Annotated in this window: 21 protein-coding genes; 13 read left to right on the top strand and 8 right to left on the bottom strand. The window is 33.6% G+C overall.

Annotated elements, in window-relative coordinates; all coding sequences use genetic code 11:
- Positions 1-19: 19 nt before the first annotated feature.
- Positions 20-1150: a glycerate kinase gene (locus NSR03_RS12270; protein ID WP_069821094.1), complete on the bottom strand. Its 1131-nt coding sequence runs from the start codon at positions 1148-1150 to the stop codon at positions 20-22.
- 154 nt (positions 1151-1304) lie between these two features.
- Between NSR03_RS12270 and NSR03_RS12265 the strand changes: the two genes are divergently transcribed.
- The 4 genes from NSR03_RS12265 to NSR03_RS12250 all read left to right on the top strand — a co-directional run bounded on the left by NSR03_RS12265 (position 1305) and on the right by NSR03_RS12250 (position 7479).
- Positions 1305-2363 (top strand): CdaR family transcriptional regulator, encoded by a 1059-nt coding sequence (locus NSR03_RS12265; RefSeq protein WP_285336386.1) that lies wholly within the window; start codon positions 1305-1307, stop codon positions 2361-2363.
- Positions 2364-3469: 1106 nt separating this feature from the next.
- Positions 3470-6103 carry a pyruvate, phosphate dikinase gene (gene ppdK, locus NSR03_RS12260; RefSeq protein ID WP_069821092.1) on the top strand — a complete coding sequence of 878 codons (2634 nt, stop codon included), beginning with the start codon at positions 3470-3472 and terminating at the stop codon, positions 6101-6103.
- Positions 6096-6911 carry a pyruvate, water dikinase regulatory protein gene (locus NSR03_RS12255; protein WP_069821091.1) on the top strand — a complete coding sequence of 272 codons (816 nt, stop codon included), beginning with the start codon at positions 6096-6098 and terminating at the stop codon, positions 6909-6911. Before ppdK ends, NSR03_RS12255 begins: the two co-directional genes overlap by 8 nt.
- A 154-nt stretch (positions 6912-7065) precedes the next feature.
- Positions 7066-7479, top strand: a complete 414-nt coding sequence (locus tag NSR03_RS12250; RefSeq protein ID WP_002506508.1) for a VOC family protein — start codon at positions 7066-7068, stop codon at positions 7477-7479.
- A 47-nt stretch (positions 7480-7526) separates the two neighbouring features.
- Here NSR03_RS12250 and NSR03_RS12245 read toward each other — a convergent pair whose 3' ends face one another.
- From NSR03_RS12245 to NSR03_RS12230, 4 genes are all read right to left on the bottom strand, one after another.
- On the bottom strand, positions 7527-8039 hold the full coding sequence (locus tag NSR03_RS12245) for a hypothetical protein (RefSeq protein ID WP_069821090.1): 513 nt from the start codon (positions 8037-8039) through the stop codon (positions 7527-7529).
- Entirely contained in the window at positions 8029-8556 is a 528-nt protein-coding gene (locus tag NSR03_RS12240) for a hypothetical protein (protein ID WP_021338875.1), read from the bottom strand. The genes NSR03_RS12245 and NSR03_RS12240 overlap by 11 nt, the downstream gene beginning before the upstream one ends.
- A complete protein-coding gene (locus NSR03_RS12235; RefSeq protein WP_002506511.1) occupies positions 8549-8749 on the bottom strand; it encodes a helix-turn-helix transcriptional regulator in 201 nt (66 codons plus the stop codon). Before NSR03_RS12235 ends, NSR03_RS12240 begins: the two co-directional genes overlap by 8 nt.
- A gap of 236 nt (positions 8750-8985) precedes the next feature.
- Positions 8986-9531 carry a helix-turn-helix domain-containing protein gene (locus NSR03_RS12230; RefSeq protein ID WP_021338874.1) on the bottom strand — a complete coding sequence of 182 codons (546 nt, stop codon included), beginning with the start codon at positions 9529-9531 and terminating at the stop codon, positions 8986-8988.
- An 84-nt stretch (positions 9532-9615) separates the two neighbouring features.
- Between NSR03_RS12230 and NSR03_RS12225 the strand changes: the two genes are divergently transcribed.
- From NSR03_RS12225 to NSR03_RS12200, 6 genes are all read left to right on the top strand, one after another.
- Positions 9616-10809: a CynX/NimT family MFS transporter gene (locus tag NSR03_RS12225; protein ID WP_046466023.1), complete on the top strand. Its 1194-nt coding sequence runs from the start codon at positions 9616-9618 to the stop codon at positions 10807-10809.
- A 232-nt stretch (positions 10810-11041) separates the two neighbouring features.
- Positions 11042-12526, top strand: coding sequence for a cardiolipin synthase (gene cls / locus NSR03_RS12220; RefSeq protein ID WP_002506514.1), 1485 nt, complete (start codon positions 11042-11044; stop codon positions 12524-12526).
- Between the two features lie 176 nt (positions 12527-12702).
- Positions 12703-14088 (top strand): MocR-like transcriptional regulator GabR, encoded by a 1386-nt coding sequence (gabR, locus tag NSR03_RS12215; RefSeq protein WP_021338872.1) that lies wholly within the window; start codon positions 12703-12705, stop codon positions 14086-14088.
- Between the two features lie 84 nt (positions 14089-14172).
- Positions 14173-15489, top strand: a complete 1317-nt coding sequence (gene gabT / locus NSR03_RS12210; protein WP_002506516.1) for a 4-aminobutyrate--2-oxoglutarate transaminase — start codon at positions 14173-14175, stop codon at positions 15487-15489.
- An 85-nt stretch (positions 15490-15574) separates the two neighbouring features.
- The gene (locus NSR03_RS12205; RefSeq protein ID WP_046466021.1) at positions 15575-16954 is read left to right on the top strand and encodes an NAD-dependent succinate-semialdehyde dehydrogenase; all 1380 of its coding nucleotides are present in this window, start codon (positions 15575-15577) and stop codon (positions 16952-16954) included.
- 165 nt (positions 16955-17119) lie between these two features.
- Positions 17120-18502 carry an APC family permease gene (locus NSR03_RS12200; protein WP_002511608.1) on the top strand — a complete coding sequence of 461 codons (1383 nt, stop codon included), beginning with the start codon at positions 17120-17122 and terminating at the stop codon, positions 18500-18502.
- Positions 18503-18614: 112 nt separating this feature from the next.
- On the opposite strand, the gene NSR03_RS12195 is transcribed toward NSR03_RS12200, so the two are convergent.
- Positions 18615-19622, bottom strand: coding sequence for a PTS transporter subunit IIC (locus NSR03_RS12195; protein WP_002506519.1), 1008 nt, complete (start codon positions 19620-19622; stop codon positions 18615-18617).
- A 196-nt stretch (positions 19623-19818) separates the two neighbouring features.
- Between NSR03_RS12195 and NSR03_RS12190 the strand changes: the two genes are divergently transcribed.
- Positions 19819-20382, top strand: a complete 564-nt coding sequence (locus NSR03_RS12190) for a DUF488 domain-containing protein (RefSeq protein WP_002506520.1) — start codon at positions 19819-19821, stop codon at positions 20380-20382.
- 272 nt (positions 20383-20654) lie between these two features.
- On the opposite strand, the gene NSR03_RS12185 is transcribed toward NSR03_RS12190, so the two are convergent.
- Both NSR03_RS12185 and NSR03_RS12180 read right to left on the bottom strand, forming a co-directional pair.
- Positions 20655-21545 carry a fructose bisphosphate aldolase gene (locus NSR03_RS12185; RefSeq protein WP_002511606.1) on the bottom strand — a complete coding sequence of 297 codons (891 nt, stop codon included), beginning with the start codon at positions 21543-21545 and terminating at the stop codon, positions 20655-20657.
- A gap of 127 nt (positions 21546-21672) precedes the next feature.
- Positions 21673-22398 (bottom strand): class I SAM-dependent methyltransferase, encoded by a 726-nt coding sequence (locus NSR03_RS12180; protein ID WP_021338869.1) that lies wholly within the window; start codon positions 22396-22398, stop codon positions 21673-21675.
- Positions 22399-22668: 270 nt separating this feature from the next.
- Here NSR03_RS12180 and NSR03_RS12175 point away from each other — a divergent pair, with 270 nt between their 5' ends.
- A complete protein-coding gene (locus NSR03_RS12175) occupies positions 22669-23802 on the top strand; it encodes an ABC transporter substrate-binding protein (protein WP_046466019.1) in 1134 nt (377 codons plus the stop codon).
- Between the two features lie 597 nt (positions 23803-24399).
- On the top strand, positions 24400-26022 hold the full coding sequence (locus tag NSR03_RS12170; RefSeq protein ID WP_002506524.1) for a BCCT family transporter: 1623 nt from the start codon (positions 24400-24402) through the stop codon (positions 26020-26022).
- Positions 26023-26194 lie beyond the last annotated feature (172 nt).

Genomic DNA, 26194 nt, shown 5'->3' with positions numbered 1-26194 from the left:
AAACATCCCCTTAATTATGCTAGTGGTTATGGAAAAATGTTCTTATGATGTTCTTAGTCGTTTTTTTTATTAATTTTTCCGAATTTGCTAACGTCTCTGCGAGTGACAATGGACCATCGGTTAAACTAAAAGCACTTACCACACCAACCTCATCAAATTGGTCTATATCTACTTCGATAGAGCCTCCGATAAAGATGACAGGGACATCAAATTGTTTCGCACATTTTGCGATGCCCATAGGTGTCTTACCATAAAAAGTTTGAAAATCAATTTTGCCTTCTCCAGTAATAACTAGATCTGCATTTGGTAAAAGCTGTTCTAATTGCGTATGTTTTATTACTACTTGAATACCATCTTCAAAATGACTAGGTAAAAATGCTTTGAAAGCACCTCCTAGTCCGCCAGCTGCACCAGCCCCTGGCAAATCATGAAGCCTCATATCCGTACTTCTTTCTACAAGATTTGCCCAATGCGTGAGATTGTCATCAAGTTGTTTAATATTATCTTCTGTGGCACCTTTTTGTTTACCAAAAACATGTGAAGCGCCGTCAGGACCTATTAAAGGATTTTGAACATCCGTCGCAATAATAAATTCACAATGTTTAATTCTAGTGTCGAAATGACTTAAGTCTATTTGCTTAATATGTTGCAAAGCACCTCCTCCAAAGGCGATATCTTTGCCGTTTTCATCTAATAGTTTGGCGCCTATAGCTTGTAACATACCTGCACCAGCATCATTTGTTGCAGAGCCGCCAATAGCTAAAATAAATTTTTTGTAACCTTTTTCTAAAGCGTCATAAATTAATTCGCCTGTGCCATAAGTCGTTGTTGTCATAGCATTTAAAGTGTCATCAGTTAAATGTTTTAGCCCAGAAGCTTCTGCCATTTCAATTACGCATGTGTCGTCACCGAGCACACCATATTGAGCAGTTACATGATTTCCAAGAGGACCTGTTACTGAAGCAGTATGAAAGCTTCCGTTTGTGGCATTCACTAGTGCTTCCATCGTACCTTCGCCGCCATCACCAACGGGTAAAGCATGTATGTCAGCTTGTGGATATACTTCTGTAATGCTGTCTGCCATATATTTTGAGACTTGGGTTGCTGTCATACTCCCTTTAAATGAATCCGGTGCTAAAATGATTTTCACTTGTGAATCCTCCTTTGTAAACGCTTACTTTTGTTTATTATTTCATTGTATCGATTTTATTTTATTGAAAATAGAGTTAAACTATACAAATATAAAGCTATAATTTTGTATAAAAACGATAAGTGGTGAAAATATGAATATACTCACAGAGGAAATGGCAACATTAATTGTAGAAGAAACAGCTAAAAGAACACAGAGCAATATTAATATCATGAATTTTAACGGAGAAATCATAGCATCATTTGATAAAAAACGTGTAGGCACAATTCATGAAGGTGCACGTAAAGTATTAGAACGAGAAGAGACAGTTATATTATCAAAGGAAGATAGTGCAATATTAGAAGGAACGCAACCAGGCGTAAATTTACCGATTATTTTTCAAGATAACATCGTCGGCGTGATCGGTATAACAGGTGATCCTGAAAAACTTACACATGTATCGGATTTAGTGAAAATGTCTACGGAATTATTGCTATACCAAAATTATTTTACATACGAATTAGAAGGGAATATACGTAGTCAGGAGTTATTTATAGAAGAATTGCTGAAAAGTGAACCGTCAAAATCATTTATTCAACATTTGAGTAATCAACTTAATACTAATCTATTAACATTCGGCAAATGCATTATCATCAATATTGAAAAACAAATATTCTCTAGGAACAGCACCGTGCGTACATTAGCAAGTAAGATTGACCCTAGTTCTTTTGTCATTGCGTTTACGAATCATAACCGTATCGTAATTCTTGCTACTGATGAAGACCGGTGTGCATTAGATGAGAAAATAAATCGAATTCATCAAATGTTTAAAGACTTACAATTAGAAGTGCATATGACCTCAAGTCTTATATTTACAAATTTAAATGATTTTAAAAAAGCATATGAAGAATGTGAGCTCGTATTTATGTTAAATGAGCAATCAGCACCACTTGTATCATTTGAAGAGGTAGAAGAAAAAACACTGTTATATCAAATCGACAGCGAAATTAGAGAACGATTCAAAAAAAGAATAATAGGGGATTTAGATGAGCAAAGTATTGCAACATTGAAAATATTTTTTCATAACAATTTGAATATCTCGCAAACAGCAAAGCACTTATACATTCATAGAAATACACTGTTATATAGGTTAGAAAAATGTAAAACAGTTACAGGATTGAACCCTAAAAAGTATTCTGAGGCATTGAAATTACAAATTGCAATGTGGTGTTAAGGCGAGAATAGATAGGTGTGATTTGAAAAGCAAATGATTATAAAATTTAGAATTTTGATATTTATCATGATTGAATTTTCAAATTGTAATGGGTGTAAAATATTAGAACTTCAATTTTTAGAAAATTATTAAAAACCACTTTACAAATTACACGAACAACAATATAATAAAATTAAGTTATTGCTAAATAATTCTATAAAATAAATAACGAAAATCTTTATAGATGCAAAACGTTTTGTTTTCAGTTTGAAATTTTGTTTTGGAAATGGCGCCATTATTGAGTTGTTAAGTAATAACTCACATCAATGTGTCATTGGTGTATTTCGAGATGAAGGAGCGTGAACAAGATATAGCCGAAATAAAAGTTATTGTTTAGAAAAGTATTTTGCAAAGCACGAAGCTATAAAATAAGTATTACACTACAGAGGAAGTAGCACCTTATTTTCAACTTAAAAGTTGAGCATATTCAAAACTAATAATTTCCACCTTTGTTACTCGCGACATAATTCAATTGCAAGTATACCTCTTTATCACTTTATCAAATGATTATATATTAAATATTCACCTACTTTAAAGCAGACATTTGGTCTGTAACATGTCACTTTGAATGATTGTAAATACCACAAGTTATAAATGTTAGATTGTTTATATAGCACAAATCTATCTATTTAACTCACTTAATCTTTTAACATTTATCAATGAATAGAACCAGTTTATATCAAATGAAAATATTAAATAGATTAACTGTGCGTTTTATGATTGATAGAAATATAACATTTTATTGATGGTGATATGAAAACTACCTATGAAGCAGGTTCCTTATATTGTAAGCATCATAGTTGCATAGTAAATTAAATGATATCTTACATTCAAATATGACGATAAACTGGTGAACATAAGAAGCTCCAAGCAATGCATTAATAATGATTGCTTGGGCTTTTTTGTGTTTAAAGCAGCTACCATTTGTTTGAATCAGATGAATTTGTAATAAAGAAAAAATAAATATATTTTTCAAATTTTCAAATATTATAGTTGTTTTTTGCTTTTTAATATGACATACTCAATAACAATTAGTATAACGTATTTCAAAATAGGGGTGATTTAGTATGACAAAATATATTTATGCATTTGACGAAGGTCAAAAATCAATGAAAGATTTACTAGGTGGCAAAGGGGCCAATTTGGCTGAAATGAAACGCTTAGGGTTACCTGTTCCAGATGGTTTCACGCTTACAACTGAAGCGTGTATTGAATACTTGAAACATGGTTCTAAAGTGCCTGAAGCATTATCAGAACAATTGAATAGTCAATTAGCAGCATTTTCTCAACGTACAGAAAAATCATTTTCATCTGAGGAACAATTATTACTTGTTTCAGTACGTAGTGGAGCAAAAATATCTATGCCTGGCATGATGGATACAATTTTGAACTTAGGGCTAAATGATGATAACGTGAAAAAATTAGCAGCGAAAACAAATGATGCTCGCTTTGCTTATGACTGTTATCGTAGATTGTTACAAATGTTTGGTGAGGTCGTATATGGCATACCAATGAATGCATTTGATACATATTTTAATGCTTATAAAACGCAACATGAATATCAAAATGATGCTGATATTCCGACAGAAGGGTTACAAGAAATTTGTGAACATTTTAAAGGTGTCTATTTAGATGAAGTATACAAACCATTTCCACAAGAACCATTTGATCAACTAACAGAAGCAATTGAAGCAGTATTCAAATCGTGGGATAACGATCGTGCTCGAGTCTACCGAGAATTAAATGAAATTCCACATGATATAGGTACTGCAGTTAATATTCAAGAAATGGTATTTGGGAATAGTGGCGAACGCAGTGGTACAGGTGTTGCGTTTACACGTAATCCTGTCACTGGAGAAGTAAAATTATTTGGTGAATATTTATTAAATGCACAAGGTGAAGATGTCGTAGCTGGTATACGTACACCTAAAGATATAGAATCATTAAAAGATCAAATGCCACATGTGCATCAACAATTTGTAGATGTATCGCAACGTTTAGAGAAACATTATAAAGATATGCAAGATATAGAATTCACGATTGAGAATGAACAGCTCTATATTTTACAAACGCGTAATGGCAAACGTACAGCGAATGCAGCGATTCACATAGCAGTAGATTTAGTTGAAGAAGGTGTAATTACAAAAGAAGAAGCTGTGATGAATGTCGAAGTAAAATCGATTGATCAATTATTGCATCCTAATTTTGATAAAACAGCGCTAGAACATGCTTCAGTTATTTCTAAATTAGGCTTGCCAGCCAGTCCAGGTGCAGCGAGTGGAAAAATTGTCTTTTCAGCAGAAACCGCTAAAATACAATTTGAACAAGGTGAAAGTGTTATTTTAATGCGCCCTGAAACGTCACCTGAAGATATTGAAGGTATGGTCGCAAGTGAAGCAATTGTAACGACGCATGGCGGAATGACTTCTCACGCAGCAGTTGTAGCACGTGGTATGGGTAAATGCTGTGTTACAGGTTGTTCAGATTTAGAAATTAATGTTGTCGATAAAGTTGTAAATTATCCTGGTGGCACATTGCACGAAGGCGATATGATATCTGTTGATGGTGCTCAAGGGGACATCTATGTTGGAGAAGTTGAAACAATGAAAGCAGAAAGAAGTGAAGCTTTCGAACAGTTTATGGAATGGTCAGACGGTGTAGCAAAATTAGACGTACGTATGAATGCAGAAACGCCTCAAGATATCCAAGCTGGCTATCAATTTGGTGCAAAAGGCATTGGGCTTGTACGTACAGAGCATATGTTCTTTGGACCTGAACGTCTCGTTGAAATGCGTCGTTTCATTCTGTCAGATACACAAGATAAACGTATCGCAGCTTTAAATGAAATTAAACAATATCAAACAGCAGATTTTGAAGAAATATTAAAACTATCTGGAGAACGTCCGACAATTATTCGTTTGTTAGATCCACCACTACATGAATTTTTACCAAAATCAGCGGAGGAAAAATCATCTGTTGCCGGACAATTAAACGTACCAGTAAAAACATTAGAACAATATATAGAAAATTTAAACGAAGTGAATCCAATGCTTGGTCATAGAGGTTGTCGTTTAGCTATTACCTATCCTGAACTATATGTCATGCAAGTAGAAGCGATTATGGAAAGTGCATTAAGATTAAAAGCACAAGGTATTGATTGCCAACCAGAAATCATGATACCGCTTGTTTCAACTGTTGCAGAATTCACGACATTAAAGACACAAATCACTGAACGTATTGAAGTATTACAGCAAGAAGCGGGAGAATCTGTAAATTACCTCATAGGTACAATGATTGAAACACCACGTGCTTGTCTAATTGCAGGAGATTTAGCAAAAGAATGTGATTTCTTTAGCTTTGGTACGAATGATTTAACACAGTTAACATTTGGTTTTTCACGTGATGATGCTGGGAAATTTATTGGTGCATATTCTGAACAAGGCATCTTAGATATTGATCCTTTCCAAACGTTAGATGTAGAAGGGGTAGGACAATTAGTTAAAGTGGCAACGGAACAAGCGAAAGCTGCCAATCCAACGCTTAAAATAGGAGTTTGTGGTGAACTTGGCGGTGACCATAAATCAATACAATATTTTAATAATTTAGATATCGATTATGTCTCATGCTCTCCGTATAGAGTGCCAGGCGCATTGCTTTCTACTGCGCAAAGTGAAGTTGAAGGTGGTCGATTACGTGTTTAATGATACTCAAACACCACAACTCACTTTGTTCGTGGTATCAGATTCAATTGGTGAAACTGCACAACGCATGATTCACGCCACGTTAACTCAGTTTCCAGAAGTATCACAAATAGAGATTAAGAAGTTTCCATTTATTAAAAGTGAAACAGAATTAATCAATGTTTTGAAACGAGCAAAAGAGAGAGGGGCAGTCGTTGTTACGACGTTAGTGAACCCAGAATTTAATATAGTAGGTCAAAAGTACGCACAAAATGAACAAATCCCTTATGTCGACTATATGTCAGATTTAATAGGGATTATTCAGCAGCTTACCAATTGTTCACCTATTCTTGAAAGTGGCGCTTTACGCAAATTAGATGAAAACTATTTTAAAAGAATTGAAGCAATGGAATACTCAGTGAAATATGATGATGGTAAGCATTTTACTGATATCGGCGAAGCGGATGCGCTCATCGTTGGAGTTTCTAGAACATCAAAGACACCTTTGAGTATGTATTTAGCGAATAAGGGTTATAAAGTAGCAAACATTCCTTTAGTACCAGAAGTTGATATACCAGATGAAGTCTTTAAATATAAGAAGTTGAAAGTATTTGGTTTAACTGCTAGTCCTAATTACATTTTGAATATTCGTAATGAACGTGTAAAAGTTTTAGGATTACATGGCCCTACAAATTACAATAGTATTGAACGTATCAGACAGGAGTTAGTATATGCTGAGGAAATTTTTGAAAAATTAAACGCGACTGTGATTAATACGGAATATAAATCTATTGAAGAATCTGCATTTTATATTGAAAAATTCTTGTAATAACATCTATTATTTTAGATTTTATAATCATGTTTCAAAGCGAATGAAATATTTAAGACGTCGGTCAGTGTCTGTTTTAAAAAAGTGGAGACTAGTTATGTGTGAGAGTGGGTACTGTTAAAGTGATATAAAATTTTTAATAAGGAGTGTCACTATGCTTAAAACAGTAATGCCTTATTTGTTTTTTAACGGTACGTGTAAAGAAGCACTAGGTTTTTATAGTGAAATATTAAGTGGGACGACCAAAGGAATCATGACTTATGGCGAAGCGAATGAATCAGTTGCTGATGACCCGAATAGAATTATTCATAGTCAACTCGAGGTAGATGGTCAAATATTTATGCTGTCTGATATTCCGAAAGATGATGATACTATGTTACAAGATCGCAATGTCTATATTGTGTTAGAGTTTGAAAATAAAGCAGATATAGAGGAAGTTTATAACCGTCTCAAAGAGGGTGGAGAGGTACAGATGGAACTAGCAGATATGTTCTGGGGTGCTAAGTACGCTAAACTGGTAGATAAATATGATATTGGTTGGGATTTAAGTTATACTTTTCCGACATAGTATAAAACCACGTGCTCAATTATTTATGAGTACGTGGTTCTTTATATTTATTTATCCATATAGGCACGCGTAACTTTTCTGCGACCAAGGGTATAAACAAACAAGCCGGCTATAATGGCGCATCCAATAGAAATGAATAAGTTAGTCAGTATATCAGATTTCTCAGGAAGCATACTATGTATAATAAAAGGGAGAATATATTGATTAAAGTTTGCAATCAAGAACATCATTCCAGCAAAAATATAACTCCCATTACGCACTTTCTTCATCTCTTTTTTCAATGATTCTTCTGAATAAGCCTCTACTACATCTATTTTTTTGCTTCTAATAGCGATGATCATAATTAGAGATAATATCATAATTAAAGCAAAACCTAAAATACCTAAGATAGGTATACGGTATAAGTAAAATTCTATCCATATATCTGCTACAGAAATAATCATGATGCCCCAAAATAGCCACACAAAATATTTAGCGTATTCATGAAGTAATTGCTGTCTTTCATATTCATCAGTAAACCTGAAGTTAGGAATTAAACGAAGTAACTTGTTATTTTCCATTATACGTCTCCTTTTGATCAATAAGTTTTACACGTGAATCTTTAGCAATTGTAAATACTGCAATAACTATTACAGGGAAAAATGTGTTTAAGTCAGTTAGACGTTCCATATTCAATGCGTTTCCTGCAAGCATTGGAGCAATGACTGAGTTAACAAGTAGTATATAAATGATTGCTACAATAAGAAATATAATTCTCTTATTACGTGAATTTTTTAATGTTTGATGATACGTTTCTTTATCAGTAACTTCTATTGTAAGGGCATCTGCTGCAAAATGACTCATAGACATCCTGCATGCCAATATAATTATCAATATGATACCGCCTATACTAAAAGGTGAAATAAATGAACGCTCAATATCAAAAAATATAGATAAGTAAAGTAAAGATAAGAATATGTATAGTGAAATAATTGAAAGTTTAGCAAGTAATTTGTCAATTTCATGTCTTTGATATTCATCGGGATAGTTCGTTGTTCCTGCAAATCTTTGATAAAGCCATTTATCTTTATTATTCATGATTATCATCCTCCCAAAATAAGTCATTTAAGGTGACATCTAATGCTTTAGCAATCTTTATACATAAATTAAGCGAGGGATTATATTTATCGTTTTCAATCATATTAATGGTTTGACGAGATACTTCTACTGAACGCGCAAGTGTGAGCTGTGACATGTTTTTAGCAGTACGAAAGTTTTTAACTTTATTCATAATAGATTTATTACCCTTCTTTAGTGTCAAATATATATTACATGTACAATATATATGACATGAGAGTATGTGTCAAATATACACGACACTATAAGCTATTTTAGCTTATGAAAGATTCATGACGAAATGCCTAAGGAATCAACAAGACTCTAAAATATCTTGAATACAAAATGAGCCATTAGATTTCTGTTAGGAGACTAATGGCTCATAATATTATGAGGATTAAATTGAATGTTCTATTGATAATGAATCGTTGCGGTAAATACAACAGGTTCATCAGTTAGATTAAAGTAACGATGAGGCACGTCACTATTGAAGCGGAAAGCTTGATTACTATTGATCGTATACATTGTTGTATCGACTGCTATTTTTAACTGGCCTTTGTTAACAATAATATATTCTTCAGACCCAGTATGATGAGGTTCAGAAAGCATCTTGCCTCCTGCTTGTATCTCCATTTTAAACATTTCAAATTTTTTATTATCGTCGTAAGGAAAATAAGGATAAATCGCTATTTGTTCATCAATGATAGGGATGATATCTGATTCATCAATAAAGTCTACGCTATCATTATTCATCGCTGTTAATTGAGACAATGATAAATGTAATCCATTTGCGATTTTCCATAACGTTGTAATCGTTGGATTAGAAGTGCCTTTTTCAATTTGGCTCAGCATGTTTTTACTCACACCTGTTGCTATTGCAACTTTATCTAAACTGAGGTTGTGTTTTTTTCGGTAGTCAGATAAATTTCTGGCTACTATATTCTGAATATTATACAAGTGAATCCTCCTATTTACAATATAACGTACATATCGTACCATATATTGTGTTGCTTTAAAATAAAGCGAGCAAGGCGGTACAATATGGAAAAGTATAGAAAAATAAAACCATTTAATTGGTTATTGTTTATAGGAATCTTATTGATAGGCGCTAACTTAAGAGCACCGATCACCTCAATTGGTGTTGCGTTACCTGACATTAAGACAGATTTAGCGATGTCTAATAGTGCAGTCAGTGTTATAACAGTTGTGCCATTATTGGCATTCTCTGTGATTTCATTATTTGCTGCTCGAACAAGTAATAAAATGGGATTAGAAAAAACAATTTTCTTAGCACTTTGTTTAATCTTTATTGGTGTTCTTGTCAGATCAATTACGGACATTTCATGGTTATACATAGGAACAGTGCTAATAGGTATTGGTATCGGATTTGGTAATGTACTAGCACCAGCAATGATTAAGGCGAAATTTCCACTACATATCGGTATTATGACGGGATATTATACCGTTGTGATGAATGTGTTTGGTGGCTTATCCTCATATGGGACAGCGCCCTTAGTAAAGGCATTTAATTATAATATCGCTATAAGTGTTATAGGAATTATCACACTTATAACAATTATTATATGGTCATTTCAATTAAAAGGAACACAAGAAACCGCCACAGCTTTACCTCGGAAAAGTGTGAATGTGTGGAAATCTCCATTAGCATGGCAAATTACGATACTTATGGGAGGACAATCACTTATATTTTATTCGTTGATTAATTGGCTGCCTGCTTATTTATCTCATAGTGGTATGACTATTAATGAGGCAGGCGCATATTTATCTATTATGCAGATTGCTATTATTCCATTTACCTTCATTACACCTATATTTGCGACTAAAATGAAATCGCAATTCTTCTTAACCTTTATTACAGGTATATGTTTTATTGTGGGTGTGACAATTATGCTAATTGCGCCAAATCTAGCAATCATTTCTACTATCTTAATCGGCGTTGCGGGTGGTCTTGCGTTTGGCTTAGTGAATACGTTCTTTAGTTTAAGAACGGAACATATTCAAACATCAGCAAAGCTTTCAGGAATGGCTCAAGCAGTAGGTTATCTTGTTGCAGCAGTAGGTCCGTTATTATTTGGTATCTTGCATGATATGACAGGTAAATGGACCGCTTCACTAAGTATTTTATTAATTACTGCGATTGTTATAACGTTATTTGGCTCACAAGCGGGACGTAAACGTACTATAGAACAATCAAGCACAATCAAAACAAAATAAATAGTTTGAAAATAAGCTGTCATATATTTTTATAAATTAAATGAAATGTATTTAAAATGGTAAAAATACTCACAATAGAATATAATTGAAATGATTATATCGATTGAAATATTATTCATTGAACGTTATTATTTATGACATTCAATTTATATGTGAATAAAATGGAAGTTTTGATGCAATATTTAATTTTTAAATAACAGATTTCATAAAAGAGAAGTAGTGAGGTGATTTTATGCAATTGATGTTTGATACAGGTATAAGTCCGATATATAGAATCGTGTTAGCTTTCTTTTTTCTAATGAACATCGTGCTCGCTTTACTTATTGTATTTTTAGATAGGGATAGAAGAGATGCGACCTCAACTTGGGCATGGTTATTCTTATTATTCGTTATGCCGATTTTAGGTTTTATTGTGTATATATTCTTCGGACGTGCAGTTAGAAAAAAACGTGAACGCGGATTTGAGCATAATCAAATTGAAGATGGGTTGAAAAGGTTACGGTCACAACTTCAAGATGATACAAACAAAATTAGTGATTCAAAAAATCCTATTGTAAGAAAACATGCTGATATTGCTAATACGTTATTAACGAAAGAACAATCTTTTTTAAGTAATAACAATAATATCGATATTTACACAGATGGTCATGATTTGTATGATCAAATGAAGCAAGATTTACGCAATGCTAAGCGCTATATTCATATGGAATATTACGTTTTAAAATTAGACGGCTTAGGTAGTGAAATTATTGAAATATTAGAAGAAAAAGCTGCAGAAGGTCTAGAGGTTAAACTACTCTATGATGCCGTAGGTTCTAAATCGGTACATAATTCTAATTTTAAAAAGTTTCAGTCAGAGGGCGGACAAGTCGAGGCATTTTTCAAATCTAAAATACCTTTTATAAACTTTAGAGTAAATAACCGAAATCACCGTAAAATTGTAATTATTGATGGACTGACAGGTTATGTAGGTGGTTTTAATATAGGTGACGAATATTTAGGTTTAGACGAGAAGTTTGGCTATTGGAGAGATACACACTTAAGAGTGAGAGGCGACGGTGTCGATGCACTACAATTGAGTTTCATACATGATTGGAACTCGCAAGCTAAACGTGAACAGCTAGAATATAATAAAAGATATTTCCCGAACAATGCCTATCAAGGTGGCAACGTGTCTATGCAACTGGCTGCCAGTGCACCAAGTGATAATTGGCATCAAATTGAATTTGGATATATGAAGATGATTATGAATGCTAAAAAGTCCATCTATATGCACAGTCCTTATTTTATTCCGGATAAAGGGTTTATTAATGCCCTGCGTATTGCTGCGAAATCTGGTGTCGATGTTCGTTTGATTATACCGTGTAAACCTGATCATATATTTGTATATTGGGCGACAATTACAAGCGTAGCTCAGCTGATTAAAGACGGTGTGAAAGTCTACACATATGAGAATGGATTTATCCATTCTAAAATGATTATGATTGATGATGAAGTATCAAGCGTGGGTACTGCAAATATGGATGTTCGTAGTTTTGAATTAAACTTTGAAATTAATGCATTTATGTATGACACGCAAATCGCGGAACAATTAAAAGAAGCATTCTTTGAAGACCTTAAAGTTTCAAAAGAACTCACAGAAGAACGTTACGAACAGCGTTCACATTGGATTAAGTTTAAACAATCTATTGCTAAATTAGCATCTCCAATTTTATAATATTTGATTCTAATGTCTGATAATTCTTGACGTGAAATCAATACCAACAGCGATAGTTAACCTCATGGTGGCTACCGTTGTTTTTTAAATCAAAATAGAAAAAACAATTTTATTAGTATAGTAGACTTAACCATGTGTATCATAAACAAATTGTAATATAGCGAAGGGGTGTAGTTATGCAACAAGACACAGAAAAATATATCTATAGACAGTTATATAACCGCTTAAAAGATGATATACTCGCATTCAAATATGAAAGTCATGAAAAAATCCCTTCAAAAAGAGATATGGCAAAGCATCTTAATGTGAGTGTGAACAGTGTGAAATCAGCTTACGAACAGCTATTAGCTGAAGGTTACATTTATACAAAGGAACGAAAAGGTTATTTTATAGAACCGTTAGATAAATTAATCGTCGATCCTGACGCACAAATTTCATTAGAGGGCCACGAACATACAACTCGAACTACATTTGATTACTCTTTTTCCCATATGAGTACAGATATATCAGAATTTCCAGTCGACACATGGGCAAAGTTAACAAAGCGTGTATTTCAAGATTATGATTATTATTTGTCGACTATTCCACACGTTAAGGGCCCAATAGAACTAAGACAATCTATTGCAAAACTTGTGTCATATCAAAGAGGGATACAATGTCATCCTGAACAAATCGTTATAGGATCAGGAACGAATACTTTATTGATGCAGTTAATTCAATTATTGGAAAGAAACGTAACGATTGCTGTAGAAAATCCTGGTTATTCACGTTTTAGAACATTACTAAATCAAACGAATACATCAACCACAGCAATAGAATTAGATCATAAAGGTATATCTATAGATCAGCTCAAACAAGTGCAACCTAATGCTGTTATTGTAACACCATCTCACCAGTTTCCTATGGGCACCATTATGCCTGTCTCAAGACGAATCGATTTATTAAACTGGGCAAGCCAAACACATAGCTATGTTATAGAAGATGACTACGATAGTGAGTTTAAGTATGAAACAGACAATATACCGTCATTGTTTAGTTTTGATAAAAATGACAGCGTGATTTACTTGGGTACTTTTTCCAAAACATTAATGCCAGGTTTACGTATGAGTTATATGATTTTACCATCAAAATTGATTAAGCAGTTTGAATTACAAAATGATAATATGATACCAGATTTTTCTATGTTAAATGCATTAACACTCAATTTAATGATTAAAGAAGGTCATTACGAAAAATATATTAAAAAAATGCATCAACTATATGGAAAAAGAAGGTCTCTATTAATCGAACATTTAGAAAATGTTTTTAAAGATGACATTCAAATAAAAGATACACGCGCAGGTTTACACTTCATCATAGAAGTAGTTTCTCCTTATACATATACAGAAATTGAAACACGCGCAAAAGCACAAAAATTAGAACTTTATACTATTAAACGCTTTTCTGTAAAAACATTTCAAAAGAATGAGGCGGTTAAAATTTTAATTATTGGCTTCTCAAAAATTGAACAATCACAGATACCTGAAGCTGTAAAGCGTTTGAAACAAGTGCTTTCTGAATAAACTGGGTCTTTACATAATACCAATAATGACTTAAATTTTTAGACAACCATAAATCTTTTTTAATAAGCATGAGGAGGTTTTTTAATGTCAGGTCAATTTGAGCATTTTAAAGAAAAAAGAGAAAAGTATGTAGCACGTGGTGTTGGTAATGGAAATTTGCATGTTGCAGATAAAGCGCAAGGAGCAACAATTACTGACGTAGATGGTCATACATTTATTGATTTTGCTGGTGCTATTGGTACGCTTAATGTCGGTCATACGCACCCAGAAATTACCAAACATTTAAAAGAAAAGCTAGATAAATTCATTCATCCCGGCTTTAATGTCATGATGTATGAAAGTTACCTTAACCTAGCACAGAAATTAACAGAGATTACGCCAGGTGAATTTGCTAAAAAAGCTATTTTACTAAACTCTGGTGCTGAAGCAGTAGAAAATGCAGTGAAAATTGCTCGGAAATATACAGGTAGACAAGCCGTTGTATCATTTGTACGTGGTTTTCATGGTCGTACAAATTTAACAATGTCTATGACAAGCAAAGTGAAACCTTATAAATATGGATTCGGTCCATTTGCACCTGAAGTTTATCAAGCACCATATCCTAATATTTCTGAAAAATCTGAAGAATTAACGGAAGATGCATATGTAGATCAAGTGATTCATAAATTACATGACTTCTTCATTGAAACTGTAGATCCAAGTGACGTTGCATGTATTGTAATGGAACCCGTACAAGGTGAAGGTGGATTTATTATTCCTGATCAAAAGTTTGTTGATACAGTAAAACAAATTTGTGAAGATAATGGTATCGTTTTTGTAGTAGATGAAATACAAACGGGTTTTGCTAGAACAGGTAGAACCTTTGCAATTGAACATTTTGGTATTGAACCAGACTTAATCACAGTTTCTAAATCACTTGCTGCGGGATTTCCTTTAAGTGGTGTAGTAGGTAAAGCAGAAATCATTGATAGTGCAGCGCCAGGAGAATTAGGAGGTACGTATGCAGGTAATCCATTAGCTTGTGAAGCTGCGTTAAAAGTAATTGATATTATAGAGCAAGAGCAATTAAATGATAAAGCAGAACAGCTTGGCCATGATATTGAAGTATATTTGCAAGAACTCAGTCAGTCACACAAGCATATCGCACAGATTCGTCGTCTAGGGGCTATGGTAGCTTTTGAAGTTGTAGATGCTGAAACAGGTTTACCTGATAAAGCACTGACAGGTAAAATCACACAAACAGCAAATGACAAAGGCTTATTGTTATTATCTGCAGGAATTAAAGGCAATGTTATACGCTTCTTACCTCCATTAGTAATAACTGATGAAGAACTTAACCAAGGCTTAAACATTTTAACGCATGTATTTGATGAAGTGACTTCAAATTATAGCGTTTCTTAAAAAATGAAGTTCATTTTCAAAATATTAAAAGGTATAAGTTAATGATAGACATAGAGTATAAAACGTTTTTTAAGGAGTGAAGGATATGGAACAGTTAGAAGTATATAATCCAGCAACGAATGAAGTAGTTGAACGTTTAGATTACACGACGCATGAGGAGATTGATGCACAGATAAACCGTGCTCATCAAGCTTTTCAAGAATGGAAAGTTGTAGATGCACATGAACGTGCTAGTAAATTAAACCAATGGGCTACACTTATAGATGAACACCAAGATGAACTTGCACGTCTGATTACCCTTGAAGGTGGTAAACCTTTAGCTGAAGCTCAAGGGGAAGTAGCTTATGCGAATTCTTATGTGAAATGGTATGCAGAAGAAGCGAAACGTGTCTATGGACGTACAATTCCGGCCCATACACCTTCTAAGAAAATGGTTATAGATAAATTTCCAGTTGGTGTGGTTGGAGCAATTACACCTTGGAATTTTCCAGCAGCAATGATTACGCGTAAAATGGCACCAGCTTTAGCAGCAGGATGTACAATCATTTGTAAGCCAGCAGTGAAGACACCTTTAACTACAATCAAATTAGTAGAACTTGCACATGAAGCGGGTATTCCGAAAGATGCGATATCTTATATTATTGCATCAGGTAAAGATGCGGGTGATATATTTACTGGACATGGCCAAATTAATAAAATAACGTTTACTGGATCGACAGCCGTTGGTAAAACATTAATTGAACAATCAGCACAAACAGTTAAAAATGTAACGATGGAACTTGGAGGTCTTGCACCGTTTATTGTACATAATGATGTAGATATTGAAGCAGCCGTTGATGGGACGATTGCTTCTAAGTTCAGAAATGCTGGACAAACATGCATATGTGCAAACCGTATCTTTGTACATAAAGATATAGCGGAACAATATACAGCAAGACTAACTGAAAAAGTACATGCACTCACAGTAGGTGATGGTTTAGAGGAAGAAGTTAAAATAGGTCCTCTAATAGATCACAATGCTGTCGAGAAAGTGTTAACACATATTACGGATGCACAAGACAAAGGTGGCAAGTTATCTCGTAGTTTAGAAGAGATCCAAGCATTAGGTGGCAATTTCTTAAAACCAGTAGTAATTTCTAATGTAGATTTGAACATGAAAGTGATGCATGAAGAAACATTTGGACCTGTGGCACCAATCATGACCTATGATGATTTAGATGAAGTGATAGACATTGCAAATGATACTGAATTTGGGTTAGCTTCATATTTCTTCACAAATAATTATCGTACTGGATTGAAATTATTTAATGAATTAGAGTACGGCGTCATTGGATGGAACGACGGTGGCCCTTCTGCAGCACACGCACCTTTTGGTGGTTTGAAAGAAAGTGGTTATGGTCGAGAAGGCGGTACAGAAGGAATTGAACCATATTTAGAAACTAAATATCTATCAATAGAAACTTAGCAGATAATTTTGATTTTCAACAATTACAATATGAAATGATTTAAACGTAAACAAAGTGCGGAAATAAAGTGATTGCAAGGTTGGAAATATCGTAATTAATTAGATGTTATTTCAGCCTTAATATATCACTTTTTGAAATTTGATGAATGATATGGGGTATGTTCAATGAAATCAGAATTTAATAAATCAATGAGTATTGTTGATGTCTTGTTTCTTGCTATCGGCGCCATGCTTGGATGGGGATGGGTCGTATTATCAGGAGAATGGGTTTCAACAGCAGGTTTTGTAGGAAGTATTATTGCATTTTTAATAGGTGGATTTTTAGTTATTGTGATAGGACTTACATATGCAGAGTTAGCTGCAGCTATTCCTGAAACAGGAGGCGGATTTGTTTTTGTGAAAAAAGCATTTTCTCCGGGGATTGCTTTTATATCCGGCTGGTCGGTACTTTTTGGCTATGTCTCTGTAATAACATTCGAAGCGGTTGCTTTGCCAACTGTGATAGATTATGTAATTCCGTTTCAGCATCAAGGGTTATTGTGGAATATCGCAGGATGGGATGTTTATCTGACATGGGTACTCATCGGTTCTGTAGGAAGTATCATCTTAACGTCACTTAATTACTTCGGCGTTAAGCCAGCAGCGATTATACAAACAGTGTTTACAATATTTATCGTTGGAGTAGGATTACTACTTGTGTTTGGTGCAGGGTTTAATGGTAACTTTAATAATTTACAACCATTTGAAAATGGTGTTGGTGGTACAATGTCTGTCTTAATGATGATTCCTTTCTTATTTGTGGGATTTGACGTCATACCGCAAATAGCTGAAGAAGTAAAAGCACCAGCTAAAAAAATTGGTGGTATTTTAATTTTTTCTATTATTGCGTCAGTCATATTTTATTTATTGATTGTTTTTGGTGTATCCACAGGACTATCTCCACAAGCATTGACGACAAGTAGCTTAGCTACAGCTGATGCGATGGTCAATTTATTCGGTCATAGTGGTTTCGGTATCTTGCTAGTACTTGGTGGTGTCGCCGGTATTATTACGAGTTGGAATGCTTTCATTATTGGTGGTAGCAGAATATTATATGCCATGGCCAAAAATAAGATGATTCCTCAATGGTTTGCTTATATACATCCCAAGTTTAAAACACCTACACACGGTATTTTATTCTTAGGTGTACTTGCATTTGTTGCACCATTATTAGGTAGACCTGCACTTCAGTGGATTGTTAATGCAGGGGGTATAGGTGTTGTATTAGGTTATTTACTCGTGGCTATTTCATTCCTTAAGTTACGTAAAACACAGCCAGAGTTAGAACGCCCTTATCGTATTAAGAATGGTAAAGCAGTCGGTATAATTGCAATTGTATTAAGTGTGTTATTCTTAATCATATACTTGCCTGGCATGCCATCATCATTGGCTTGGCCATCAGAATGGTTGATTGTCTTAGTTTGGTATTTCATTGCATTTGTACTCTATTTTACACAAAAGAGAAATGTTGTGAGTAGTGAGCAAGTACCAATACAAGAAGATAGGTAATATTATTTTAATATAGGATAAATACAAAAAGCAGCCCGAATTTTATATTCGGGCTGCTTTTTGTGCACGCTTTTCCACATATGAGTCAGATTCAATTATCACTATTTAAAAATTAGTTAGCGATATGGATAAGTTGATCTCCAGGTTTAATCCATTGCTTATTTAAACATAGTTTATATAATGAAAAACTAATAGCTGCAGGTAAGAGGATGTGGAATACAAGGATTAACATCCAAACTTGTAGTGAGCCACCCATCGTATTAATAGTCATAATTTGACCGATGAATCCACTTGTTCCCATACCGGCACCAGCAGCATTATTCGTCATAGGGAACAATGTTGTCATGATAGGTGCAACAATTGCACTCGCAAGTGTTGGAGGTAAGAGTATCATAGGGTGCTTAATAATATTTGGAACTTGTAACATGCTTGTACCAATTCCAACGGATAATATACCGCCCCAGCCATTGTCTTTAAAGCCATTGACTGCAAATCCAACCATTTGAGCTGCGCAACCAATTGTCGCCGCTCCGGCAGCTAATCCACTTAAATCAAGCATAAGTGCAAGTGCAGCACTAGAAATAGGCGCCGTTAAAGCTAAACCGAAGATGACAGCTACGAGAATCCCCATTATGAATGGTTGTTGCTCAGTAGCAGCGTTGATGATTTTGCCTAAGCCAGTCATAAATTGATTGAGCGCTGGACCAAAGCTTTTTGCAATGAAACCACCAATAATAATTGTTAGTAAGGGCGTTATAATAATATCGATTTTTGTTTTTCCTGCATATAATCTACTCAGTTCAACTACGATTAAAGTAGCAATATATGCCCCCACAGGACCACCTTCAAAAGTGGTATACCCCAATGTTCCTACAATGACACAAGAAAAAACAACGAGTGGTTTTGCACCTAATCCATATGCAATTGCAACACCTATCGCTGCACCTGTCACAGACATGGCAACCTTACCTATTTCAGTTAAAAATGTTAAGTCTAATTGAGGTAGTAATGTTTGACTACCTATTGTATCCAAAATTAACCCGATAATTAACGATCCGAATAATCCTAAAGCCATAAAACTGAGTGCTTCTATGACCCACCTATGTAAATAATTCTTCATTTTTGTCCCCTTAATCTTTAAATAAAGTTATTTTATAAATTAAATTTAGTATACAGATATTTTTCAATGATGGCTAGTATATTTTAAGAATTAGTTTATAGTCAATATATCGCAAAATTAAATAGTTGAGATTATAAAAATTTAATTAGGTTATATAGTATAAATACAAGATGTTTCAACGGTTAGGGGGATTAGAATGTCGGAAATATATACGATAGGTCACGCGAATCATTCGGAACAGCAATTTATAGATATGCTTCAACAATTTAATATAGAGGTCATTGTGGATGTACGTGCGTATAGAGGGAGTAAACGCAATCCTCAATTTAATGAAGAGAATATGAGAAAATGGCTCACTGAAGCAAACATTGAATATCAATATAATACGTTGTTAGGTGGTAGAAGAAAAGCCTCTGAAAGTGTAGGTAGAACAATAAATGAAGCATGGAATAATGAGTCTTTCCATAATTACGCTGATTATACTTTGACGAAAGATTTTCAAGAAGGAATCAATGCATTAGAAGTGTTAGGGGATTCAAAACGTGTAGCATACATGTGTTCAGAACCTCATCCAGCGCGATGTCATAGATTAATTGTGAGTAATTGGCTAACTGCTCACAAATGGTCTGTACATCATATTATGCTTGATAACGAACAACAAATTATTCAGCAACAGCATGAATTAGGACAATGGGGTGCTTTGCCGATTATAGAAGATGATGGATACATTGTTTATCCTGAAATTGATGAAGGTAATTAGGATGTTATTGCTGATTACATACCATAGGAACTTCATGAACTTATAATCTCAAATCACCTCACATTCTAGTAGGACGCATACAAAAAATATGTGTTTTAGGTGTTTGTTGTTACGAAAAAAGTACCTCTATGTACAAATAAAAAAACCTAATCATGAAAAAAGCAGTTTTCTACATTTTGAGTAGAAAACTGCTTTTATTAGTTTACTGAGGTATTCAAATCTCAAGCGCTCTGATTTTCCTGGGAAATAAATAATGTGTAGGAATTATTTATTTAGGCTTTATTGACTGAAGCGTCATAAATAGATTCGATTGTTTCACCTAAGATTTTATCAAATTCTTCATCTGATTGATTTACATTTAAATCATTAATAAGTGCACGTGAGAAGCTAGCAATTAAATCTTTGTTTTGTTTAAGGACTTCGTTTGCATGTTCTCTACTGTATCCACCTGATAGTGCAACAACACGTACAACATTAGCATGGTCAATAAGTGTTTGGTATTGGTTAGCTTTTGTAGGGATAGATAGTTTTAACATCACAAGTTGATCATCGTTTAATTTGTTTAGTTCTTCTAAGATTGAGTCAGCTAAATATGCTTCAATTTCTGCTTTATTTTCAGCATTAATATTAACTTCTGGTTCAATGATTGGAACTAATCCAGCAGAGATAATTTGTTTAGCAACATCAAATTGTTGTTTTACCACTAAATCAATACCATCTTTGTTTAGTTCTAAAATATTAGAACGCATTTTCGTACCAAAAATTTTGTGTTCATTGGCACGACTTAATAAAGCATCTAAATCTGGCATAGGTTTCATTAATTGAACGCCATCTTTTTGTTCGTCTAAACCTTTATCAACTTTTAAGAAGGGAACAACGCCTTTATCTGCTAAGTAATCTCCAGTATGTTTACCGTCTACTTCGCGATCCATCGTTTGTTCGAAAAGAATTGCACCAATAATTTTATCAGCACTGAATGAAGGTGATGATACAATACGTGTACGCATGTCATGAACGAGTTTGAACATTTCATCTTCGCTATCGTATTGATCTTCAGTAACGCCGTAATCTTTAAGCGCTTTTGGTGTACTACCACCACTTTGATCTAATGCAGCAATGAAACCTTTACCATTTTTCACTTTATCAAATTGTTCTTTATTCATTCTTACCACTCCTTTTACTGTATTCTCTTTTAGTATGATAAAAATTGAAGCATAACGCAAGTTCAAGGCACTTAAGATACTAAAATATAATAAATATTCTATCTAATATAAAAAAATGTACATTAAACTAGGTCATAGGTTTAGAGACTGATATTAAAAATATAGGTGTTGGATTATAAAAAGCATCTTGTTCTTTATATACTCGAGCATAAACACCAGTATCAAGATGAATGTTTTGATATCCTAACTGTTTTAAGATGTTTATGTCATATCGTGGTCTTGATTGATGATTAATAGGTATGCTTTGTTTGATGATTTCGCTTTCCTGCAACATCTCATCTCCCAGTGTGTTATGTGCGTGATCTGTTGAGATATCCCCGTAATTAATAAAGGAATCTTTGCCATAGTTACCATCTATATTAATAAGATGACCATTTGGTTTTAACACACGTAACCACTCTTTGTAAGTAGCTTGTGTGTTAGGCATTAACCATGTCACATTTCGAGCGATAACGACATCAAAAGTTTCATTTTCATAATTTAGATGTTCTGCATCCATGACTTTAAATTGTATATTTTGATTTAATTGTTGTGCATTCTGTTTTGCAGATTGAATCATATCAGGAGCAAGATCAATACCTGATACTTCAGCGCCTTGTTGTGCACATATGATTGCTAGAAAACCAGCACCTGTACCTATGTCTAAGACTTTTAAACCATCTCTTAATCGAGTAATTGCTTCTATCTCTTTCAACCAAGCTGTTGCATGACTACTTTCTAATTCGGCCTGTTTATCTTTACTAAAAGACTCGGCACGTTTATCCCAATAATTTACAATTTGTTTTTTATCCATTTTCAAACCCTCTTTATTCAAGACTTTATTATTCCTTCTATATTATAGAATACTTTCAATTAAAAGTAAGATAATTAAAATACATATTGAAATTGATTATCATTATCATTAGAATGGTTTATATATAGATAAATATGCATAAATATAGACTTTGAATGCTATTGGAAGTATTTAATCAATTTTTATGGATGCATATAGGTCTAGTACTTATAAATTACACTAGGCTATTTTGACTTAGTTTAGAAAATAGATATGAACAGGAGATCAGCAATGAATAGAAAATATAGTATCCTATCTGGGATTGTATTATCAGCTACATTACTTACTGCATGCAGTTCAAACAATACAGCGAGTAATTCAGAAGATAAAGAATTAACGAAAGAGGAAAAACTTGTTACCGATCAAACAAACCGTGAAGTGAAGATTAAAAAAGATCCGGATAGTATTGTAGTAGGGGGCATACTGCCTTATTTTTCTGCTTGGTTTGTAGGGACGAATTCTACTAAAGAAATAAAAGGATTACATCCAAATGCCTACAATGCTGCAGAAAATTCAATGCTAGCTAAAATATCTCCTGATATTAAAAAAACATCTACTGAATTTGTTAAAAACGGTGATATAAATATAGAAGAATTATCTAAAATCAATCCAGATGTCTACTTTGAACTTGCATCTGAAAAGAAAACCTTAGATAAAGTTGCAGAAAGTGGTATACCTACAATTGGTCTTGATACTGTAAATGATGAAGATGATGATCCATTGACTACATTTAACAGTTGGTTAGAAATAACTTCAGAAATCAAAGGTGGTAAAACAAGTGAGAGAACTGATAATTTTATGCAAGAGGGTGAAAAATCTCAAAAAATGATTGATGAAAGCTTAAAAGACACAAAAAAATCAAAGAAACCCAAAGTTTTATTTCTACATCAGCACTCAGATAATTCTATCGTTGTAGCTGGATCAAATTTCCATAGTGAAAAATGGATTAAAGCAACTGGCGGAGTTGATATAGTTGGAGAAGATGGCGTAGAAGGACAAAAAGAAGTCAATATGGAACAAATTTATAAATGGAATCCGGATAAAATCTATATTACTAATTTCACTGAAACACAACCAGAAGATTTGATTGAAAATAAAACGGATGGTCAAGATTGGAGCCAAGTGAAGGCAGTGAAAGACAAAGAAGTTTATAAGGTACCTTTAGGTATTTATCGTTGGTTCCCACCAAATGGCGATGCTCCATTAATGTTGAAATGGATGGCACAACATAACCATCCTGATAAATTTAAATATAATATGAAAGATGAGATTAAATCATATTATCAAAAATTTTACGATTATGAATTATCGGACAAAGATGTAGAGTTAATTTTACATCCATCATCTGATGCTGCAAAATATTAATATTCGATAACAATAATTGGTATATAGGAAGATGAAATTAAAATTAAAAAAATAGATTATGAGTGTCGACAAAGTCTCGGATTTTGTCGACACTTTTTTGTACGCGATTCACTATACCTTTTTAGTTTTGAATGCCATTAATTTAAACTCGAAGTCATTTTAATATGACGTAATTTAAAGACATTTATATTTATAATTATTTTATGCTTTTCACTAATATTAACAAAAACCAAGCAATGTAAAAATTAAACGATTTTTTTGTGAAAAATCACCAAATACATAAATAAAATAAAAAAATAAAATAGAATATATATTCATATTATGTGTATAAAAATACAGTTAGTTAAGTTTGTAAGATTCATTAATTTCGTTAAGTTTAAACTTAACACTGTGCTTGTAGCAATTTTAATATTCAAATTAATTGGTGTTTTTATATAATTATTCATCTTTTACAAATAACTCGTTTGAATGTAATTTGCATTATTATTTAAAATTCGTTAGGCTCATGTTTGTGAATAATTAAATAGTTCTTGCTAATTCATTAAATTTATTAGCGGTAATTTTACATACAAATTTACTATGAGGGGTGTTCAACAATTGAAAAAGAATAAAGTAATGGATTGGACGACCTTTATAGGGTCTTCCGTAATTTTATTAATTGCAGTAATTCCTATGATGGTTTTTCCAAAGGCCAGTCAAGATATTATTACGAAAATGAATGAAGCTGTGGTAAGTACAATTGGTTCAGTATATTTATTTATTGGATTGGCAATTTTAATATTTGTTTTGTACATTGCATTTGGAAAATATGGAAATGTGACATTAGGTAAATCTACAGATAAACCTGAATTCAATAATTTTAGTTGGGCAGCAATGCTGTTCTGTGCTGGTATTGCTTCAGATATTTTATATTGGGGCGTTATTGAATGGGCCTTTTACTATCAAGACCCGCCACACGGTGGTAAAGGAATGACGGATAGTGCTTTAAACTACGCTACAATGTATGGCATGTTCCACTGGGGTCCTATCGCTTGGGCAACATTCGTACTGCCAGCGTTATGTATTGGTTATCTTATATTCGTGAAGAAAAAACCAGTGTTTAAAATCAGCCAAACGTTACGACCTATCTTAAAAAGTCAGACAGATGGTTTTATTGGACAAGTTACTGATATTATATTTATCTTCGGTTTACTTGGAGGCGCTGCAACATCACTCGCACTTGGCGTACCGATGATTACAGCAGGTATAGAAAGATTAACCGGTTTAGACGGAGATAGTATGGTCATGCGTGGTGCGATTCTATTTATCATAACTGCACTTTTTGCATACAGTTCTTATTCTGGATTGAAAAAAGGTATAAAAGTATTAAGTGACGGGAACGTTATTTTGTCATTTGTTTTACTCGGATTTGTACTGATTGTTGGTCCAACTGTGTTTATTATGGAAACAACAATAACAGGTATGGGTAATATGGTAAAAAACTTCTTCCAAATGGCGACATGGATAGAACCATTCGGAGGTATCGGTGGACGTAAGGAAACGAACTTCCCACAAGATTGGACAATATTCTATTGGTCATGGTGGATTGTATATGCACCGTTTATAGGGTTGTTTATTGCTCGAATTTCTAAAGGGCGAACTATGAAAGAAGTCGTTCTAGGTACGATAATATACGGTACTTTAGGCTGTATGTTGTTCTTTGGTATTTTCGGTAACTATGCAGTTTACTTACAAATAACTGGAGCGTTTGATGTTGTTCAGAATTTAAACACACATGGTACAGAAGCAACTATAATTGAAGTGTTGCATCAATTACCATTCCCTAATTTAGTTATTATTTTATTCTTGATTTCTGCGGTACTGTTCTTAGCAACGACTTTTGATTCTGGATCTTATATTTTAGCAGCAGCATCTCAGAAAAAAGTGGTTGGAGAACCTTTAAAAGCAAACCGTTTATATTGGGCATTCGCATTATGTTTATTACCATTTGCATTAATGCTAGTTGGTGGTGAGCGATCATTGGAAGTGTTAAAAACAGCTTCCTTACTTGCTAGTGTGCCAGTACTCATTGTCTTCGTCATGATGATGATTTCCTTCTTACGGACATTAAATGAGGATCGACTCAAACTTGAGCGTCGTGCGGATAAATATAAAGAAGTAGAAAGACGCTCACTGAGAATTACACAAGTGAGAGAAAAGAAAAATGACGACAACTTATAGATAAAAACATATAAAAAAGCAGTGGAGTATCTATGACATTAGATTGCTTCACTGCTTTTTTGGTAGTGGAGATGGAAATGTATTGTGACGTATCAGGAATTTTAAATACGTATTTCACACTGATTTTTCAATGAATATATTGAACTTAATAATGAAGATGTATCTGAAAATA

The organism is Staphylococcus sp. FSL W8-1207 (genome assembly GCF_038003745.1).
Taxonomy (GTDB): Bacteria; Bacillota; Bacilli; order Staphylococcales; family Staphylococcaceae; genus Staphylococcus; species Staphylococcus equorum.
This window is presented reverse-complemented; position numbering and strand designations above follow the sequence as displayed.